16 protein-coding genes are annotated in these 19,965 nt (G+C 42.2%); 4 read left to right on the top strand and 12 right to left on the bottom strand.

Features of this window, described 5'->3' with window-relative positions; translation table 11 throughout:
• Positions 1–6: 6 nt before the first annotated feature.
• From ACJJIR_RS16110 to ACJJIR_RS16070, 9 genes are all read right to left on the bottom strand, one after another.
• Positions 7–1,080 carry an ABC transporter ATP-binding protein gene (locus tag ACJJIR_RS16110; RefSeq protein ID WP_444906119.1) on the bottom strand — a complete coding sequence of 358 codons (1,074 nt, stop codon included), beginning with the start codon at positions 1,078–1,080 and terminating at the stop codon, positions 7–9.
• Positions 1,081–1,310: 230 nt separating this feature from the next.
• Complete coding sequence (locus ACJJIR_RS16105) at positions 1,311–1,817, bottom strand: hypothetical protein (protein ID WP_444906118.1); 507 nt, start codon at positions 1,815–1,817, stop codon at positions 1,311–1,313.
• 1,700 nt (positions 1,818–3,517) lie between these two features.
• A complete protein-coding gene (locus tag ACJJIR_RS16100; protein ID WP_444906117.1) occupies positions 3,518–4,189 on the bottom strand; it encodes a DUF6629 family protein in 672 nt (223 codons plus the stop codon).
• Between the two features lie 655 nt (positions 4,190–4,844).
• A complete protein-coding gene (locus tag ACJJIR_RS16095; RefSeq protein ID WP_444906116.1) occupies positions 4,845–5,525 on the bottom strand; it encodes a DUF6629 family protein in 681 nt (226 codons plus the stop codon).
• Positions 5,526–6,419: 894 nt separating this feature from the next.
• Positions 6,420–6,833: a putative signal transducing protein gene (locus ACJJIR_RS16090; RefSeq protein WP_444906115.1), complete on the bottom strand. Its 414-nt coding sequence runs from the start codon at positions 6,831–6,833 to the stop codon at positions 6,420–6,422.
• Between the two features lie 70 nt (positions 6,834–6,903).
• Positions 6,904–7,167: a hypothetical protein gene (locus tag ACJJIR_RS16085; RefSeq protein ID WP_444906114.1), complete on the bottom strand. Its 264-nt coding sequence runs from the start codon at positions 7,165–7,167 to the stop codon at positions 6,904–6,906.
• Positions 7,168–8,232: 1,065 nt separating this feature from the next.
• The gene (locus tag ACJJIR_RS16080) at positions 8,233–9,117 is read right to left on the bottom strand and encodes a TolB-like translocation protein (protein WP_444906113.1); all 885 of its coding nucleotides are present in this window, start codon (positions 9,115–9,117) and stop codon (positions 8,233–8,235) included.
• Positions 9,118–9,597: 480 nt separating this feature from the next.
• Positions 9,598–10,053: a GNAT family N-acetyltransferase gene (locus ACJJIR_RS16075; RefSeq protein ID WP_444906112.1), complete on the bottom strand. Its 456-nt coding sequence runs from the start codon at positions 10,051–10,053 to the stop codon at positions 9,598–9,600.
• A 556-nt stretch (positions 10,054–10,609) separates the two neighbouring features.
• Positions 10,610–11,236, bottom strand: coding sequence for a LysE family translocator (locus ACJJIR_RS16070; protein ID WP_444906111.1), 627 nt, complete (start codon positions 11,234–11,236; stop codon positions 10,610–10,612).
• Positions 11,237–12,285: 1,049 nt separating this feature from the next.
• On the opposite strand from ACJJIR_RS16070, the gene ACJJIR_RS16065 reads away from it, so the two are divergent.
• Positions 12,286–12,531, top strand: a complete 246-nt coding sequence (locus tag ACJJIR_RS16065) for a hypothetical protein (RefSeq protein WP_444906110.1) — start codon at positions 12,286–12,288, stop codon at positions 12,529–12,531.
• A gap of 3 nt (positions 12,532–12,534) precedes the next feature.
• A complete protein-coding gene (locus tag ACJJIR_RS16060; RefSeq protein WP_444906109.1) occupies positions 12,535–12,804 on the top strand; it encodes a hypothetical protein in 270 nt (89 codons plus the stop codon).
• A 251-nt stretch (positions 12,805–13,055) separates the two neighbouring features.
• Here the strand turns inward: ACJJIR_RS16060 and ACJJIR_RS16055 are convergent, their stop codons facing one another.
• Positions 13,056–14,108: a hypothetical protein gene (locus tag ACJJIR_RS16055; protein ID WP_444906108.1), complete on the bottom strand. Its 1,053-nt coding sequence runs from the start codon at positions 14,106–14,108 to the stop codon at positions 13,056–13,058.
• A 691-nt stretch (positions 14,109–14,799) separates the two neighbouring features.
• Entirely contained in the window at positions 14,800–15,690 is an 891-nt protein-coding gene (locus tag ACJJIR_RS16050) for a LysR family transcriptional regulator (protein ID WP_413664753.1), read from the bottom strand.
• Positions 15,691–15,792: 102 nt separating this feature from the next.
• On the opposite strand from ACJJIR_RS16050, the gene ACJJIR_RS16045 reads away from it, so the two are divergent.
• Positions 15,793–16,236, top strand: a complete 444-nt coding sequence (locus tag ACJJIR_RS16045) for an SRPBCC family protein (protein ID WP_444906107.1) — start codon at positions 15,793–15,795, stop codon at positions 16,234–16,236.
• Positions 16,237–17,339: 1,103 nt separating this feature from the next.
• Positions 17,340–18,278: a transcription termination factor Rho gene (gene rho, locus ACJJIR_RS16040; RefSeq protein ID WP_444906106.1), complete on the top strand. Its 939-nt coding sequence runs from the start codon at positions 17,340–17,342 to the stop codon at positions 18,276–18,278.
• Between the two features lie 742 nt (positions 18,279–19,020).
• Here rho and ACJJIR_RS16035 read toward each other — a convergent pair.
• Positions 19,021–19,878, bottom strand: a complete 858-nt coding sequence (locus tag ACJJIR_RS16035; protein ID WP_444906105.1) for a PA4780 family RIO1-like protein kinase — start codon at positions 19,876–19,878, stop codon at positions 19,021–19,023.
• Positions 19,879–19,965: the final 87 nt, after the last annotated feature.

Raw genomic sequence — 19,965 nt, 5'->3', positions numbered from 1 at the left:
TAGCTTTTATCGGGCCTGGTCAAACACCAGAGCAGAGGAAAGGTGCAGGGGAAGTTTATCACCGGGAGCCGCTTGAACATCTGCATTCAAAGCGGCCTCGACAGTTTCCCCTGCGGCTAGCTGAAAGCGATAGCTCACCTGGTTGCCGAGAAAATTCTTTTCCACAACCTGAGCCATCACAGCACCGGGATGTTCGCCTGCGGCAATATCCTCACTGCGCACAAACAGTTCGAGCTGATCTCCACTTTCGTATGCGGCTGTCGGCACCTTCACTTCCCCTAGAGGGGTACTGATCAGGCCATTGCCCACAACAGTACCGGAAATGATATTCCCTTCACTAACAATCCTTGCAACTGCCAAGTTTCTAGGTGTTTGATAAGTGTCTTGAGGGCTGTCCCACTGCTGTAATTGGCCTTGGCTGAGTACTCCCAGCTTATCTCCGGCAATAAAAGCCTCATGGCGGTCGTGGGTAACAATAATTGCAGGGATCTTCTCTTCGCGCAGTATATGGCGGACTTCGGCGGCGAGACTGCGGCGCAACTCGGTATCCAGGTTGGAGAAGGGTTCATCCAGGAGTAACAGCTTGGGGCGCGGTGCCAGTGCCCGAGCCAGAGCGACACGCTGCTGCTGACCCCCAGAGAGCTGGTGTGGGTACTGTTGCCCGAAACCTTCCAAGCGCACTAACTTTAGCAAAGACTGGGTGCGGGATTGCCGCTTGCTTTTCGGCATTGACTGGATACCGAAGGCAATATTCTGTTCAACGGTAAGGTGTGGGAAGAGGGCGTAGTCCTGAAATACCACCCCAATATTCCGTTGTTCTGCGGGAATCTGTAATTCAGGAGAAGAGATTACTTCTCCAGATAGCTGAATATTCCCCTCAGCGATTGGCTGGAAGCCGGCAATGGCATGTAGCAGAGTTGTCTTACCGCAGCCGCTAGGGCCCAACAAACAGGCAATTTCCCCCGCCTTTAAGGCAAAGGAGACCGATTCGATAACTACCTGCTCACCGTAGCGGCACTGTAGATTTTCTATAGAGAGTATGGGGTGCACGGGATTTCCGGTAGTTTGCTTTTTCGACACTTCAAATAATCTTCAGAGCTAAAGATGGAATCAGTAACCAGATAATACCTAATTTGAGTTATCAGAAGCTAATTTTAACAGTGCCAGAGGGGAAGATATAGCTAAGGAACCTCTGAATAACTCTGCAAACCCCGAAGGGCAAAACTGCTGCGTTGCCGCCTTCAGGGTTCGCAGTGCCATTGCGGAGTTGTTCAGGGTCTCCTTCAATACTCACTGTAAATTTACAATGATTAATCCTTATGCTGAACTCCCATAGGATTTTCAGTCTTACTTAACTCTATTCTATGTAAATATTGCTTCAATTGTGGCTGAAGCTTGAGTTTGTATGATTCTACGGTATGGCCTTGCATCATTTTCACTATGTTGCTGCAAAATACCTCGGGATTCTTATCCTTAATTTGAACCAGCATATTCTCGCCAAGTTTAGATATCATTTCCCTGGTTTGTAAGGCTTGGCTTTCGGGGATGCTAGGTTTTTTTAGCTCATCAGAATTAAAATGTTCTTCTTCCATGAGTAGTAATATCGCTTCCCTGGAAATTTGAGAGAAGTGCGAAAAAGAAGATTCAATCTCAACCTTCTTATCTGGAACGTTTTCTTTGCAGTAGTCAAATATTGGTTTTGTTTGCTCTATCTGAATCATTGAAAACATATCAATGCCACTTACTAGCTTTTCCTCCTCAGCTCGAGCAAAAGTTGATAATAGAATAAGTACAGGTAAGAGTATCAGTTTCTTCATGTGTTTCTCTTGGCTGTTAAGTTAATATTGATATGGGCTTAATGCCCCTGCAACGATATTTGTAGAACTTAAATTTAATTGTGAAAGTGGTGAACCAAAATAAGGTCTGGAATAAGTATAATTTTACAGTTTTTTGGTCTCTATGTAATGTACTCACCATGCTTCCCAATACTTGAAGATTTTCCCGGCTTTACTGTTTTTATCCAAAATAGAGTTTTAGGCTAACTTGTGGAAACCATGTTAATACCTGTTAAATCTAGACGCTTAACTTAAGCTATTTCATCGTTACGCCTTGAGAATAGTATGTATTGTGGTGCATATTAACAAACTATGGGTGGGATTAAAATCTTGGTTTCGGATATTAAGCACAATTGATAAGGGCTAAGTTGGTAGAGTAGGAGCTTCTCTCAACCAAGAGAAAGGCACTGATGAGCTATTACTGGCTGAGCGAGAACGAGCGATATTAGATTTACAGCCTGAGAAAATCAGGACACTCTCAAAAAGCGATAGTAAAACTCTTAGGGATACATCCCCTAACGTTTAGCCGAGAGCTGCGACAGAATACAGGTGTGCGAGAATATCTAAGCGCATAAGCTCTGGGAGCTAAGACGCCAGTAAGCTTATAAAGTGCGGAAGTGACCGATGGTGTGTAGCAATAAATAGACATCTAAATTAGGGAAGAATTAAGTTCTTAGAAGACTGTCAGCTATTTGAAAAAATATAAGTGTGTATCACTCCATGATCATACGATCTACCAATTATTTATTTGGATTAGGCAAATGGTGGAGGCTTATACAAGCACTTTAGGGATGCATCAAAGCCCCGCCGTAAACGCTACGGTAAGTATGATCGGCGCAGCGGAATTATCTGGCCAGGGTTTAATGCAAGGCGTGATTTAACATCATCGTCAGATTGATGGGTAGATGATCAGCCCTATTGGCTCAAGCAGCGGTTCGTCACATATTTAGTTTTAACGAAGAAATCAAAAAAACTGCCATTCGATAAAGGTCTTGAATTCGCTGATCATGAAACGATTGAAGAAGGTTTAGAGGCTGATATTTTTTGCACATCTATATTCATCCTGTGAGAGAGGCTAATTTAAATGATAATGGTTGCATTCGAAAGTATTTCCCAAAGGATGCTGACTTTAATAAAGTGACAGACGAGCAAATTAAACTTGTAATGGATTGCCTGAGTAGTAGACCAAGAGTTAGTCGAGGTGGAAGACCACCGGATAAGTTATTTTTGGGTCTGTAAGATGATCTCCCTGCGGTATAAAAGGATTCCATTTGATACTTAAAGCCGAGAAATATTAAAGTTGTCACTTTGAGTATTATTCCAATTTTATACAGTCTCCCTACCTAATTGTAATACCATAGATTTTTGCCAGCTCGGACTTAACAAAAAATAATGACCAGAATGGTTGAAAATCCATTAGACCGGACCTTGCCAACCTCTGTGAGGCAGTTAAGGATTGTAGAGATTAGCTTCGGTCGGTAAGCTGAAAATTGGTATGTGATGCATGTTTGGTCGAATTGCTGCTGTTTTTTATTTTGGACAAAGAGTGTTATCAAAGAGGTCTCAGCACCAAAAACTTAAGCTGATTTTTAAGCCCTAATCTATAGAGTTCCTAAATTTGTGTGATTAATCTCACCCTTGTCAGGGTGGCCTAGTTAACTTTGCCACTACAAACATGGGAGTTATGTTGTTATCTTTGCTTTATGATGGTTTATTAGTAGAAAATAAATCCATAGCGTCGAGATCGCAGCAAAGAAACACCAGGTTGATACCCATGTTTCGCGCTGAGTGAAATAAACGATAACACCTAGTGTCATGACAAGTGCCCAAAATTTTATAAAAATTCGATTGCTCGATAATAAAAATAAAAATCCAAGTAAAGAATAGATGATATGTCCAGTTGTAATGGCGAATAAGCTGTAATCGGATGTGATATAGCATAAGCTATGGCCGCACACGCTCGTTTTTATTAAGTGTCTTGGTCCTGTTTCTAGTAGGATGGGTATCCAAAGATATAAACCAAAAATAAAACCTATGATTGTTAATATAATAAAGAAAATTCTTTTCCATTTTTTTGTCTCAAGACTAAAGGCAACGATTGGTATCCAGACAAGCCAAAAAAATAGAGCAAAAAATAAGTAAAAAATAGAAGACGCTGCCGTCAGTGACACTAAATTTTCATTGTATCCAATCCATACTAGCCCTTCACTTGCTTGCTGTAACGCAAAAAGGAGGGGGGTAACTGCGAGTAATAAATAGGTTTTATCATTTTTCATAGCATGTGTTGTACACAAGGCACCACCGACAATAAGCAGAGCCGCTGATCCGAACGATGCCGTGGCTGAAAAACACATAATGATTTTCTCTATATGTAAGATATTCTAACTTAAGCCAAAGCCATATAATTTGATATGCAACATAACAATATCCTTAGCGTAGAAAATCAGTTGATTTTGATATTTTGTACTAAGCTTATGAATTAGTCTGTGATGACTAGGTCTACTTTAACGTTTTCAATTCACCTTATGAGTTAAGTCTATAAAATTCGCAAAGATACATTTAGTTTGCCTTTGGATATTGATGCTTACAGAAGTAAAGCCTATTTTGATAGGGCGTAACAAGCCCAGTGTAATACTAATTGGATAGTTGCTTTTCTTTATTCCACTTATCAAAATTGGTCACCTATATAAGCCTTGGGTTAAGGGTTACTGGTTGAATGCTAGAGTGATGATGCTTCCACTAAATTGGGGGATTTATTCTAGTCGGTACTCTCCGGTCATTCATGTTGAACTAACTAAACGGGGATCTCCAATGACTAGGACGTAACAGGATTGCTGGACGTGTCACGACTACAATCCGATTTTTGCATGTTTATTTGAGTATTAAATACCCCCAATTCTATTAGTAGCGCTAATGCTTCTTCGACCGGAAATTATTTGTTGTCTGTTTTTACGAATTTTCTATAGCTCATCTTTAGAGTGCCAATCTATACATACTAATATACTGCGATCATGAAGCTTGTTTTTTCATCTTTGCTTTAAAATCATTTATTAATAGGAAATAAATCCATAACGTTGATATCGCAGCAAAGAAACACCAGGTTGATACCCATGTTTCACTCTGAGTAAAGTAAGTGATAACACCGAGTAGCATGACAAGTGCCCAAAATTTTCTAAATAGATGATTGCTCGATAACAAGAATAAAACACCTAGTAAAGCATAAATGCTTTCTCGAACTGTGACGGGTAGTAAACCACCTTCGGATAACTCATAACATAAACTATGTCCACATACACTTGTTTTTATTATGTGTCTTGGTCCTGTTTCCAATAGAATAGGCACCCAGAGATATAAGCCAAAAATAAATCCTATAATTATTAATATGATATAAAAATTTCTTTTCCATTTTTTTGTTTCAAGCATATAGGCTACAAGAGGTATCCAAGTAAGCCAGAAAAAGAAAGCAAAAAACAGATACAAAATAGAAGCTTTTGTCGTTAGTGAAATCAAATTTTCGTTGTACCCAATCCAAACCATCCCTTCACTTGCTTGCTGTAACGCAAACAAGAGAGGGGTAACTGCGAGTAATAAATAGGTTTTATCATTTTTTATAGCATGTGTTGTACACAAAGCACCACCGACAATAAGCAGAGCTGCTGATCCGAACGATGCCGTGGCTGAAAAACACATAATGATTTTCTCTATATGTTAGATATTCTAACTTAAGCCAAAGCCATATAATTTGATATGCAACATAACAATATCTATAACCTAGAAAATAAGTTGACTTTGCTAATTTGTACTAAGCTTATGAATTAGTCTGTGATGACTAAGTCTACTTCAACGTTTTCAATTCATATAATGAGTTAAGCTGAAAAGCCTAATAAGGCTATATTGAGTTTACTTATGTAGGCCGATACCTACATAAGTGAAATCTATGCCGAGAGGGTTAAACAAGTCAGTGTAATGTTACTGTGGTGGTTGCATTATCTATTTCATTAATCAAAGTGGGTCTCAGTTTTGTCTCTTGGGTGTGGGATTGGCTTTTACGCTTAAGAGTCTTAATACGTCCGTTAAATTAAATACATTGGGGGTATTAATCCTAGCGATACTCACCGGTCATTTACGATGAACACATTTATCAGAGAGGGCTATTAAGTCGTTGATACCAGAGTAATAGCCTTTTGCTCAAGACATCTTAGATTTCAGATGTGCATGTCACGAATAAGCCTATCTATCGTAAACGAGAACTGACAGTCATAGGTTTTCAATTCCATAGCCCTCGGTATCCTTGCCATACTTTATGACTCATTTTGGATATTGCGGATAGGGCTGGCTATCACATCCATTTGACCCCCTATTTTTCCAGATGATTGGCCATATAAGAATGATTGGGGTGTTTAAAATGACGTTGTCTTGTTCGCGGTGATTGTAAATGAGGCAGCCAAGGTTTAATCCAGCAGCTTGGGTGAATGGATATACCTTATTTGTTTAGTCTAAAACACATATTCAAATCAATAGGCTTTTAACAAAGAGTATGGGTGGAGGTATTGGCGTCGTATTCAATATTTAAGGGGCAATATTTTATGACCTCTGTTTGTCAAGCTTTTGAAAGTGACCGCAATCCTTGCACTTAACTCCATGTTGATAGAAAAATAAAGGCATCCCCAAAAGTAGGAAAACTAATAATGCGGGCTTTTTCCCCTTGGTAAATGGCTCGACATTTCGTGATGAGCAGGACTCGCAGACCCTTTCTTCATCATGCCCTAATTCTTGGTCTACAAGATTGGAACGGTCTTGATTCAATATTTCATTGGCTTCATCTAGGTCGCTTTCCGACACTTGAAGCCTGACTCCACCCATAGCATTGGAATATAGCCACTGCATATTGACTGTGTGCTCATCTGCAATGAAAGCGTGTATTCCTTCAGACTCAAGTCGTGCTTTTGCAATCTGCGCTTCATATGGAAATGAGAATCTAGCAACGGTTACTAGCAAGTGATCACCTTAGCACTTAACGTCTTGAGCTGCGGGACGAAGTGTCTGAAAACTTAGACGTGTTATGTTTTTATAGCCCACTAAGGAAACCCCACAACTTACCCCAGCGTTCTAGCTTTTGATCAGCGCTCAATAGCCTCGGCTGAACTTGAATAGGGTCGCCAAGTTGATCTACACCTTTCAATAAGTTGAGATTTACTGCTCCACGAAGCTGGTTATTTATATTGCAGCCTACGGCTAGCAGTTGATTACAACCTTTGCAATGGTAGAAAACTGCTAGCTGATCTCCATTTTGATTAGTTGAAATTCCATCGCCAATGAAAACCGTAGACATAGTTGGGTCACTTATAATTGGGTAAGGATTGGCTTGGCAATAACTGCAATCGCAAATGCGCGGATTCAAAGCTTCGAGCGGCTTTGCTAACTGAACTTCAATATGCCAACGGTGACATTTACACGATCCCTTAAAGAGCATAAAAATTAGTTCCAATTATGATGAAGCATAATGTCTATATAATGGGCAAGTGCAGCGGCTCCAGAGCTTTATCGCACCTGCCACCGTAAGGACCGTAGCAACGAATGCCTGGTTCATTTGATTGTAATGCCGCTCAGCTTGAACAGGACACATCGTTTGCCTCCCCAACAACAATTACGAAGTTGGTGAAAAACTCACTCGCAGTGAAGTAACCATATTCCCCAGACAAATCCACACCAGAGTTCAAAGCAATTGTGTATTTGTAGCTTCCATTATTTTGCTCAATGACCGGTAAATTGTCCGGGACTCATCTGGTGCTACAGCACCAAACCTAAGTCTATTGCTTGGAAGCTGAACAACTGCCGAGTCTACCTATATTCCACTTTGGTTCTTGATCATCACATTCGGCATCACCCCAAAGAAGCCTATCTAACACCAATAATCAGCAATACAGCGGTAACTAGTAAGCAATATCTTCTCTTCAAAATCGGATACTCCACAGAACGGAATAATACCCGCCAGCAGTGGCCGCATAGAAGTGGAATTTCCCCTGGCTGAGCTTGGATTACTGGAATGAAAGCCCCTATAGCAAGATCGCCGTTTATGGCTTCCATTAAATGCCAACTACTAACGAATGGCAACTACAAGACAGCGAGATTCTGAGGGAAATACACCCTGGAAAAGTTACGAGCTGACGAACAGAAAACGATATAAGGCTTGACTTGTAGGTGAGGTCGTCAGGGACACCAAAACTACATGATCGTGAATGCGGAGGTTGTATTATGAAAGTTCATATTCTTATATAGCGAGCTACTATAAAGCTATCAGTGTGGCCGCTGACTCATAAGAGAGTAGTGTTGGAGCCGGTAGTTTGAAACTATCGGCTACCCGATTTAGGCTGGCTGTATCTTTGTATTGCGCGGATTAGAATTTGGGTCTGTGTTTTTCGATGATTTGCGCATCTACCCAATAGATATCGCCCTCAGGATCGACACCGTCTTTTCCCTTAATGGGGTTGTGATTGAAGAACAGATACTTACCGTCTGGTGACACATACGCGCTGGCCTCATTACCGGCGGTGTTTATGGTATCTCCTAGGTTTATTGCCTTACCCCAGGAACCATCTTGTTGGCGGAAACTGATGTAGAGATCTTTGTCACCGTAACCGTCGTCTTTTTCGCTGTCCCAGATGAGGTAAGAGCCATCGGCGGCAATGAAGGGATGGGCTGTCCACTTACCAGAGTTGATATGCGGCCCCAATAATACAGGTGGTTGCCGCTTGCCGTTGCTAACGGTTGATATACGTAGCACGTCATTGCTCTTGTAGTCGTCAAACACTATGGTGCCATCAGCTGATGATGTCAGACGCATGATGCCCCAATCTTTGCGGTCGAACATCGTCCCCATACTTTTAATATCTGACCAGCCTGATTCGGTACGCACCATGTACTTCTTCCCCAAGTGCATGGTTTTGCCATCTGGGGCAAGTAGAGGGCGGCCGACCCTTGGGCCAACAACGGATTCGTGCCACTGGTTACCTATCTGCTTGAAACGAATGAGCAACCACTTTTCAGTGTCGACATCCATTCGGCTAAAGTAAAACTCGGTCATATCTGGTGTGAAAGAGCCGCTATAGTCACGATGCCGGGTTGCGACATAGCCCGGCGCGAATATTTTGGGTGTTAGTCCCGGTGGTGTTTGCCCAAGGTAGGGGCCTTCCAGCAGGGGAAGTGCTTCTTGGCTACAACCGTGGCTACTCACCGCAAGAAGAGAGATCAGGAGTATGATAGAACTACAAAAATGCTTCACAGTTTGTCCTTGTTTTTACATCAACGAATAAATGAACTGCGGGCAATTTAATCAGTTCGACATGAAAACACCTGAAGTACTTATGACTTTTAAATGATTTTGAGCTGGCGGCACCAAACTTTTAAACAGAAAGTGCACAAAAACCGACACACTTGGCAAAAGTAAAGACCGGCAGCTGGTCACTGTAGGCTGGTCAACTTTCAAATATCTAGGGCAGGAAGATCATGGGAATCCGTACCAACCAGCTGTCCTTGAAAGAAGGATACTAGATGGAAGCGCTTACTGGACTGAAATCTTTAGTCTGGAGCGTCGCATAGTGCCTCCATCAAGGGTATAAGGTCGCCTCTCGCTGCTGTGCCGAGAGTACCCACTAAGGATGTTGCAGCGCCAGCACGAAGCTTTAAACACACCAAGCTCAACTCTGCCATATTTGATGGATGGTGTGGGTAGCCGGTAACTAGAAACTACCGGCTACTCGTTTTAGAGCGCATTTTTTAATGACAATGCCACCTTTTTAATGCCATGAGGCGGAATCCATTGTTTAAACTCAACAAAACCATACTTTTTATATAAATTAATTGCGGGCTCATTTACAGCAGCTGTTTCTACAATTGCTTCTATAAATTCAAATTCATCTAGAATGTAGCTTAGCAATTTACCTGCTATTCCTTTCCTAAAATAATCTGGGTCAACAGTTAAACTATTAATTTCTAATCGCCTATCTTCTATAGCAATCTCGATAGTTGCGGCTAGACATTTATTGTCAATAAATCCATAAAATTGCGATTTGGATTTCTCTATATCTTGCGCACTTCGCGATAGTGGAGGAAAGTCAGCGGCGCCTATCAATTGAGCTTCAACCTTATAGGAGCGTTGAAATATTGTGAAAATCTGACCTGCCATATCTTCGCTAAAATTGTCAAGTTTTATTATCATATTAAGCCTAGTCTAAAATTCGTGGGCTCTCTAACTCTTACCGCAACAGCATCTAGGGAAGAGGCTTATAGGTGCAGCGAACAGAAAACAAGTGTTAGGATAAATGTCGGATTGCTGGTACTTGGTACATCCAGTATGAGTATTGTCTGAATGGGGTAAAAGCCCTCTGTAGGAAGCTCACCAATCAATGAGATCCATAAAATACTAACTACTAGCGAATGGTGACTATAACACAGTATTCTTTTGGTGAAGAAACCGCAGAATCATCACGTAAGGTTTATTTTGGTGTGTAGGCATTCAAGGGCACCGGAACGATATGATTTAACAAATAGAGTAAATGAGTAGTGATTGTTTAGGTCCTTATCTGGGGGGATCTGTTTAGCATACTGCTATTAATTTGAGGTAGTTTTCTGCCATGTCATTCAATTCAAATAAATGAGCCGTTTGACACTAACGTTGTGAAAAATTTACTACAGCTGCTGAACTGTCCTATGCCGATCCGCACTATGTGGGAGGGGCTGGTAGCTAGAAACTACCGGTTACCCAGTTGATACTACTAACGTTCAGTGAAGGCAATTTTTCCAGCCAGCCCGATGAGTAGAGCTCCAGATACGCCTTCGAGTGCTCGAGAGAATTGCTTAGAATTTGATTTGCTAAACAACCAAGTTCCAGCTGAAGCATATAGAACATTACATACTGTAGCTAAAGTACTAAAGAGTAAACCCAGTATCAATATTTGTAACGATACTAAATCGGTCGAAGTATCGATGAACTGAGGTAAGAATGAGAGAAAAAACAATGCTACTTTCGGGTTCAAAACGCTAACAATGAGACCTTGAATAAATATGTTTTTATTTGTATCAGTACTTTCTTCAACAACAATTTTATTACTTCCTCGCCACATGGAAAGTAAAGACTGGGCACCCAAGTATACCAAGTAGGCTGCACCCAACCACTTCACTATGCTAAAAGCCATGGCAGAACTTAGGATTATTGCCGATAAACCCAAACAAGCTGCTAGTGTGTGGACAAAATATCCAACACCTAGCCCAATAGCAGCTTTTATACCGCTTGCCATTTGACCTTTCATTGTATTCGATACGATGTAGATTACGTCTGGGCCAGGTATCATATTGATTGCTAAGCAAGCGACAACAAATAAAGGTAGAGAACTTAAATCCATTTTTTTTCCTCAATATTAACAATTTGTGATATTGCGCTTGAAGGGTCCAGTTGAAAACCAAAGCGGTGGTTTCTATGCCGATTAGATTCCTTTATTTGGTACGCCCAGTATGGACGTGGACTAAGGGGGTGAAAGTCCCCTGTAGGGAGATCACCGTTTAATGGGCTCCATTAAATGCTAACTACTAGCGAATGGCAACTGCAACATCGAGAGGTCTTGTGGAGAAGAAGCCGCCAGCAAAAAACTGTGAGCTGATGAGCAGAAACTTCTTATAACGCTTAGCTCGGAGGTGAGATGGCAGGGGCATCGGAGCTATGTGATCCAATGGGAAGATATTCATTACGGATAGGGAGCTGCCTATTGCGGACCCGCCCAACCGATGGATGATGTGGGGCTGCTATCTAGAAACTATCGACCTGGTTTATGAGATTTCCTCTGGATTAAAAACAAGACGAATTTTGCTAATACAACCCACCTTATAATGAAACGTTTGAGCCATTAATGTACTTCTACAATTTTTAGTGAATTTATATATGTAACATGTTGAATTCGGATTGTGAAACTCTTCTACCATCTCATACGATACATCAACTGGAGGCGAAGCTTTCAGAGATTCTATATATTCTTTGGCCGATTTACACTTAAACAATGGCCCTTCAAAATCCAGCTTTTCATATAGTATTAGGTCTAATGAATCAAAGTCCTTTGTTTCATAGAATATGTCCATATATTTTCGAGCAAGCTCTATTTTGTTCATATCGATTTCACGTAACGTTTCACTCAGCCGCCACAGAAATGAGCCGGTTTATGTTATCTTAGAAGGCCGTTTCTTTACACCTATCAAAGGTAGAGCTTAAGGCTTCACAACCATTGACACAATACGAAAATCAAGAGTTAAGCCCATACCCCATCACCCAGCCTCGCCGCTCACAGATCTCTCTTGATACGACTCCAAACTGTCACTGAGTCTCCCGCTGTGTAAGCAGAGCATTCCTTTATGGAGGTGGGGGAGGGATTATGAGCACCGACGTCAGTGGATTGAGATTGAAATGCAAAGGCTGGCTGTTATCTTTGCGGGAGATATCGCTGCCTATGCGGTAATGAGCAATCACTATCATGTGGTGTTCTATATTGATGCTATAACGGCCAATACTTGGTCTGATACTGAGGTCATTCCCCGCTGGCAGGAACCATTTAAAGCATCTAACTTGGCTCAGCGCTTCATTCATGGTGCCTCTCTGGACCCTTGTGAAGAGAGCAAACTTAAAGAGTTGATTGAGCTATGGCGAAAGTGATTAATGGATATCAGCTGGTTCATGCACTGCCTAAACGAATCTATTGTCCACCAAGCCAACATAGAAGATCACTGTACAGGCTTCTCCTGGCTCAAGTCTAAGGCGTTACTGGATGAAAGAGCCTTGGCCGCCTGCATAGGCTATGTCGATCTCAATCCTATCCGAGCTGATATTGAAAAAACCTCGCTGGACTCTGATCACATTTCCATTCAGCAGCGTATTCGTGCTGCCACCTCAGGTGAGCAATCCAAAGGCCTATTTGGCCAAAGTTAAGTAATTTTCAAACCTAAAGTACAATTTTTCAGCACTCTACCTTGCCCTACACCAGGCTGGGAGAAATAGTCGTTAAGACAGAAGCGCTGTACTGTTTCCGCTGTCACCTTTCAATAAATGGGTGTCCCAGTGTGTAGCCTGCTCAAATGGTAGGCGTCTACTGAATGGAGGAAGGCTTCCCACCGGAAGTATTGTTACGAAGTATCCAGTAGCTTGTCCTGTTGTGGTTTTAACTGCCTTGAAAAGGATAGCTAATTTTCCGTGCCGGTTTCAGCTAGCTCTGTTACGTAAACAAAAGTATTCTCTAATCCAGCTTCTTTATGTTCTAAAGCCTCCTGTGCGGCAGGGTTTAAGAAAGCATTTAAAAAGGCATCACGACTGGCGTAGCGCACAATCATAATCTTTTCCCAGTCGATAGTATCTTCAGTCAAAACAATATCAACATCCATTGAATAGGTAGGGCCGCTGTTGTAAGAAAAGAGTATTAGCCCAATGGTTTCACCATAGATGCTATTAGCTTCTTCGCCGGTTAATTCTGTTTCTCGGCCGTCAGAATATTGTGCTGTTTCATAAAAGTCGATGAGGTTCATCATAAAAAATGGGGAGGGTGAGTCGCTGACAATCATATCGATCATGACATCGATATTTGTGTAAAGCGATACCGCATCGCCGCTATCATCCAATACGCCTGTATTGAGAAGTAGTTCAATGGCTTCGTCTTCATCAAGATTATCCAGGCTTGGGTCAGAGAAGGAACCGGAAGGTTCAAACGGAAGATTCCCAGGTATTCCTAATATCCAAGTTTGATCAGTTGAAGCTCCATACAGCGTATTTATAGCGGTTGTAAAATCGTCTGAATTAATAGCTTCTAGTAGTGCATCAATGTTCGGAAATTCGGCGATACGAATCGCACTAAATTCCCGTTCAGCGAACATAGTTGCCGCTACTGTACTCGCAAAAGCAGTGCCTCCACCTACGTTAGACCATACTGATTCAATCGAGCTCTCGTAGTTGCTAAATCCATAGGTATCACTCACGGCGATAAGCTGCACAAGAGCCAATGTGTTCGACGTATCCTCATATTCTAATAGCGCCTGCATTGTTTCTTTGCTAAAGCGGCCCTGAGCATCGCCAAATTGTGCCAGCAACGATTCACTTGCTGTTGTGGTATCCTTGGGTGTGTCATTGCTGTCAGAACCACTATTATCGCAGCCTAGAGCCAAACACATACACGTGAGAATGAAGCACTTTATAAGTGCCTTATTAGCTGTGTTTAAAAAATTATTTTTATAGCCCCTTTCCATAAATTAACCACCCCATGAAGTATATTCTGTAGTTTTACTTAATCAAGCAATTAAGATCCTTACTAAGCTTGCTAATGAAAATAGCAAGGGCTCATAACCTAAGGCAGACTGAAGGGTATCAATGGTGTTTTTTTGCGTATGGAAGGTGATGAAGAACGTTATGCGATATCGAATAATAATTGCTTTAAGGTAATAGTGGGTAGATTCCCATTTAAATCAATCAAGCTTACACTTAACAATTTAAGATTTATTAAAATACTTAAGTTTAAAAAATCTTTTATTAATAACTAGAATAGAGATTTTCTGCGTTTTGATTGATGGCCACTGAGGCAGAGCAACCAAATATTACCTGTCCCTTTTTTTACGAAACTGAGACCACAGGGAGCCACATAAACATGCATAATATTGGGTCTCCTTCGGAGACCTGAGGGGGTCGAATAAAGCTACCAGTGTTTGTTATACATCTAAAGTTGATCGAACCCAGAAAAAATTGCACAACGCCTCTCTCTAGGATAAAGCCATCCATGAGGGGAGGGGCCGCTAGCAAAGCTACAATCTGACGAATGGAAGCATAATATAAGACACTGTTGGCAACATCCCCCAGTCTTTGGTTGCCCCATTGTGGGCTGGTATATGTCGATTATCGTGTGAATTTAGAGCAGAGGAAATATCATTTAGCCCCTCCGCCATCTTATTCTTTATTATATTTCTCGAAAATAAATCGTTTAAAAACTTCGATCTGCTTAGCTTTGTATTGAGATTGACGATATACAAGGCTGAGTTTCTTAGGTGGTAACTTGTTGTTTTGGAAAAGAGGTATTACCAGTCCCGATTCAATTAACTTAATAATACTCTGATGCAACTGGAACCCAATACAGATATTCTTTAGCGCCATGGTTTGAATGGCGTGAACATCATTTATTCTATGGTGAGCATACGTCTGATTATTAAACTTGTTGTTCTTTAACCACTTTCTTACTTCTGGTGAAAGGTCCTCGAGAGGTGGCATGGCAACGCGATGGGAAGTAAGTTCAGAGATTTGAGTAGGTGTACCATGGGTCGCGAGATATTCTGTCGTTGCAAAAAATGTGGGTCGAACCTCACATAGCTCGCGGGAGATTAAACGTGTACTGTCCGCAATCTCACCAATTCTAAAAGCAAAATCAAGATCAGAATCACTAAAGTTAATAATGGATTCGGAATACTCCAGCCGATATCTAACATTTGGATAACGCTCAGAAAACTCACTTAACCAAGAAGACAAGCTTGAGTCAACCAAAGACCGGGATAACGTTATTTTGAGGTCCCCTTCGACGCGTTCGTTATCATACTGAATGCGCCTTTCTGATTCACTGATTTGCCTTAGTATTGCAGCACTGCTTTTGTAAAAGCTTGCGCCATGCTCTGTAAGTACCATTTGCTTATTGGAGCGATCAAATAGCTGCACACCAAGATCATACTCTAGGTTTGTAATCTGCTTACTCAGCGCTGATGGCGTCTTGTTTAGACTGTCAGCAGCAAGCCGAATACTACCAGAGTCAACAACAGCCACAAAAGACTCATACTGGGTAAACTTCGACATATCACTTTCCAAAATGGAAACTCCGATCGCATTATAGTTCACTTTTTGTCATTCAAAAAGAACAATATAGTGGACTCGTAAATAACGAACCCGGAGTAAATAATGATTTTATTAGCGGAAGTCGCGATCACGGTTAAACGTCCGATTAACACGTTCTTTGAGTACGTCACCAACATGGAAAATTACGGAGAATGGTTCCCTGGAGTAACCTCTATTGCCTCTCACAACGAACTTCCCCATGGCATGACCGGAAAAACATATCAAGAAGTGATCGTCATGCCTGAAGGAGAAGCAACCCTTGTTATAGAAGTTAAGAAAAGCCGATTGAATCAAGATTTCTACACTGAGGGTGATCTTCTCCCTCTATTACCCGCCATGCTAATGGAGTTTAATGCTGAAACACCGAAGTCAACCAGGTTCAACCTGAAGTACTTTTCTCGAAGTGACATTCTCGATTCTAACTCTGATGTAATAAAAGAGATGAAATTAAATTTGGGTGGGCGAATTTCAATTGCAGTCGATAATTTACAGCGGCGCTTTAGTTAGTCTGACTTGATCCAATAATTGTTCCTTAACTAAGTGGCGCCGATGCGAAGTGATGAAATAAAGAAATCCTCTCTCTATGTCGGGAGCGCCTAACGGATATCAGCTGGTTTATGCGATATTTAAATGAATCTGTCGCTCGCCAAGCTAATGCTGAAGACACTTGTACAGGCTGATTTCGGGAAGGCCGTTTCAGTCCCAAGCCTTACTGGATGAAAGAGCCCAGGCTGCTTCTATGGCTTATGTAGACCTCCTCGATCCGTGCCAATATCGCCAAGACACCTGAGAGTCTGATTACACTTCAATTCGACAGCGTATCCGTGCGGCAGCCTCAAATGAGCGGCCCCAAAATCTACTCCCGGTTGTCGGCGCTGAACATTTGAATATGCCGAAAGGGCTACCTTTTCAGCTGGATCACTACTTGGAGCTAGTGGACTGGAGTAGCCGACATTTAGACATCGGAAAACGAGGTTATATTGCACAAAAACGCCCACTGTCCTAGATCGGCTTGGCATTTCGCCCAGGCATTGACTCTATCTCAATCTGAACTTTGAAAGCCGCTTTTAAAGCCTGCTGTGATCAGAAGAGGCTGTACGGCAAGCCTGTATTCAGTTCAATAAACGCTGGGTGCATGGCATAGGCGACTACCAATGCTTCCTTTTGGTGACACGCCACTATTTCCTCCCGGCTTTTCGATGCTATTCCTTTAGGTTGGCTAATTCACGCAATTTTCCAACCTAAAGTATATTTTTTCAGCATTTCACTTCGTCCGAGCCAGACCAGGAGAAATGGCCGTTAACGTGGAAAGCCTGTATCATTTCCATTGTCATCTTTCAATCTGTGGGTGTCCTAGTGTGCACCTTCAATCAGTAGCGGTTCTTCGTTTTTTTCAACCTTCTAATTGGTGTTTCGATGGTTACGGCTGACGTTAATCGGTGTTCTCGGGTTTTAATAGGGCTATTTGTCTGCCTTGGGTTCGATAGGGTAATCGCTTAGTCGCAAGTTCTGGCTATAGTATCCAATTTGGGGGAGTACTAATCTTTTGTCCAGCCATCGACAATCATTAATAATCTCCCCGATCTCGATTGATTTATAAAGAGCATATTATGTCCAGAAAAATATTATCCTTAAAGGTAAAGAGAAACACGGAGCCTAAGAAGGCTGATAAAAAGCAAGAGGACACTACTGATCCAAAGAAACGGTTCTTAAATGGAGTAGCTATTAATCCATCTGAGCCTATTCGCCTTGAGTCTGGTTCTCAGCAACTTACGGTAAGGGCGATGGATTTGATTACGCCAATTGGTAAGGGGCAGCGTGGCTTGATTGTGGCTCCACCAGGTTGTGGTAAAACCACTATTCTGAAACATATCTGCCAAGCAGTGGGGGAGGCTTACCCCGAAATAAAGCTGTACGCTTTGCTTATTGATGAAAGGCCAGAGGAGGTTACTGACTTTAAGCGAAGTGTACCGGCCGAAGTTTATGCGTCCTCTTCTGATCATAGCTATGAAGAGCATGTGAGAGTAGCTAATGAACTCCATGATAGGGCCTGTAAGGAAGCCGGTGAAGGCCAGGATGTAATGATCGTGGTTGACTCGTTGACAAGGCTTTCACGGGTACATAATGCGCGGCAGAGTGGTAGGGGACGTACAATGTCTGGCGGGATAGATGCCAGGGCTATGGAGATACCCAGAAAGCTGTTTGGCGCTGCGAGGAAGATTGAAGGTGGTGGCTCACTTACGATTCTGGCAACGATACTCGTGGATACCGGAAGCCGAATGGACCAGGTGATATTTGAGGAGTTTAAGGGTACGGGAAATATGGAGGTAGTATTGTCAAAGGAAGTTGCGAGACAGCGAATTTTTCCTGCCTTGGATATTGCTAAAAGCAGTACTCGCCGTGAAGAAATCCTGTTTAACTCGAAAGATATTGCAACGATAAGAGCTTTACGAAGAACGCTTGCTAGCCTAAAGCCTGTAGATGGCACTAAAAAGCTTATTGAACTCCTTGAAAAGTACCCGACTAATGCGGAGTTACTAGACCATTAATTTTTAGTTAAGTTTAAGGGTAGTATTTAGCCGCTTAGTATTTTGGGGTTAGTTACTTAGCGACCGAGTTCTTACTAGGACAGCCGTTATTTAGTCGAGGGCTTTACACTTCAATTCTCCGGTGTGTTTTTACAAGATATTGCTCAATGAGGGGCTTAGTGGAAAAGTGGCCTTAATATGCTGAAGGGGTTGCCCTTTCAGCTGGATCACTATTTGGCGTTAGTAGACTGGAGTGGCCGGCTTTAGCCCCCAAAAAGCGCGGTGCCGTTTCTCAAAAGGCACCCTTTATCCTTGAGCGGCTGGGCATCTCGGCAAAACACAGGCTCTATCTCGGTTGGAATTTTGAAAGCCGCTTTAAAGGTTTGGTGGGATCAGTGGAGACTGTAAAGCAAGCTTGCATCCAACTCGATAAACGCTGGGTACACGGAATAGGGATTGCCGGCGTTTCCTCTCAGCCACACCCTGCTAATCTACTTCTACCCAAATACTCTATAACACGATTACCACTCTTTTATCCAAAATAGCATTTCCAAAAATCTGCATATCAATTTCCAGAACTTAATCTCTCTTACCCATAAATCAAAGGGTAAGCGCCCCCAGAAAGAGAGCTTGCTCTACAGTTCACATCATCCTCCAGCCTTTGGCTGTCCTAATGTGTGTGTGCACTAATTTGTGCAATAGGGTAATAAGCAATACCCGCAGCAACCAATAAGGTTACTAAACCGGGTACATTCATCTAAATTTATGCATCTTCTGAAGATTCACGTATGCGCTCTTTTCGTTCCAGTTCCTCTTGCATCACCGCTTTGATTTCTTCTAGCACGGCGTCGACATCGGCGCTGTCATCGTCATCATCAAACTTGCCGCTGAGCGTTGAGCTAGTCGTTAAGTTACCCTCTTCAAACAGTGCCCACATTTCCTTGGCGTATTGAGTCTGTAATAAAGAGGGGGCAAATCTGCCATAATAACGACGCATATTGTCGACATCGCGAGTGAACATTTCTTGTGCACTGTTATTGGCAGCGGCATTAACAGCTTGAGGCAAATCGATAATCACGGGGCCGGAATCATCCACTAGGACGTTAAATTCGGATAAATCACCATGTACAATTCCCTCGTAAAGCATGAGCATGATGTAATGAATCATTAATGCATGATCTTGAATTGCTTGCTCTTCTGACATTGTCACATCGCCAAGCCGTGGTGCGACATTGCCTGCTTCGTCAGTGATTAACTCCATCAATAATACACCGTCAACACAACCAAAAGTCTTGGGAACTCGTACATGAGCGCGTGCTAAACGGGATAAAGCATCAACTTCGGCATTTTGCCAAATTTCTTCTTGCTGTTGGCGGCCATAATTCGACCGTTTTTGCATGGCACGTGCTTGACGACCACTGCGAACTTTACGCCCTTCTTGGTATTGTGCGGCCTTTTTAAAACTACGCTTAGTTGCGTCTTTATAGACTTTGGCGCAACGAATTTCGTCACGACAACGGACAATAAATATATCGGCTTCTTTGCCGCTCATTAGGCGGCTGATAACTTCATCGATTAAGCCATCATCGATGAGAGGCTGTAGACGTTTGGGAGTTTTCACTAGATACCAGCTTCGAGTGTTCGGCAATTAATCATATATGCTATTGACATATTTCCATGTGTATTTGAGGCAAGAAATCTAATCTTG

This window comes from Microbulbifer maximicatervae (SeqCode), assembly GCF_052467385.1.
This window is presented reverse-complemented; position numbering and strand designations above follow the sequence as displayed.

Excerpts from the sequence above, each read along its gene's own strand:
- ACJJIR_RS16105 (WP_444906118.1), bottom strand. The coding sequence starts at position 1,817 with ATGAAGAAACTGATACTCTTACCTGTACTTATTCTATTATCAACTTTT.
- ACJJIR_RS16100 (WP_444906117.1), bottom strand. The coding sequence starts at position 4,189 with ATGTGTTTTTCAGCCACGGCATCGTTCGGATCAGCGGCTCTGCTTATT.
- ACJJIR_RS16095 (WP_444906116.1), bottom strand. The coding sequence starts at position 5,525 with ATGTGTTTTTCAGCCACGGCATCGTTCGGATCAGCAGCTCTGCTTATT.
- ACJJIR_RS16085 (WP_444906114.1), bottom strand. The coding sequence starts at position 7,167 with ATGTCTACGGTTTTCATTGGCGATGGAATTTCAACTAATCAAAATGGA.
- ACJJIR_RS16075 (WP_444906112.1), bottom strand. The coding sequence starts at position 10,053 with ATGATAATAAAACTTGACAATTTTAGCGAAGATATGGCAGGTCAGATT.
- ACJJIR_RS16070 (WP_444906111.1), bottom strand. The coding sequence starts at position 11,236 with ATGGATTTAAGTTCTCTACCTTTATTTGTTGTCGCTTGCTTAGCAATC.
- ACJJIR_RS16065 (WP_444906110.1), top strand. The coding sequence starts at position 12,286 with ATGCAAAGGCTGGCTGTTATCTTTGCGGGAGATATCGCTGCCTATGCG.
- ACJJIR_RS16060 (WP_444906109.1), top strand. The coding sequence starts at position 12,535 with ATGGATATCAGCTGGTTCATGCACTGCCTAAACGAATCTATTGTCCAC.
- ACJJIR_RS16055 (WP_444906108.1), bottom strand. The coding sequence starts at position 14,108 with ATGGAAAGGGGCTATAAAAATAATTTTTTAAACACAGCTAATAAGGCA.
- ACJJIR_RS16050 (WP_413664753.1), bottom strand. The coding sequence starts at position 15,690 with ATGTCGAAGTTTACCCAGTATGAGTCTTTTGTGGCTGTTGTTGACTCT.
- ACJJIR_RS16045 (WP_444906107.1), top strand. The coding sequence starts at position 15,793 with ATGATTTTATTAGCGGAAGTCGCGATCACGGTTAAACGTCCGATTAAC.
- rho (WP_444906106.1), top strand. The coding sequence starts at position 17,340 with ATGTCCAGAAAAATATTATCCTTAAAGGTAAAGAGAAACACGGAGCCT.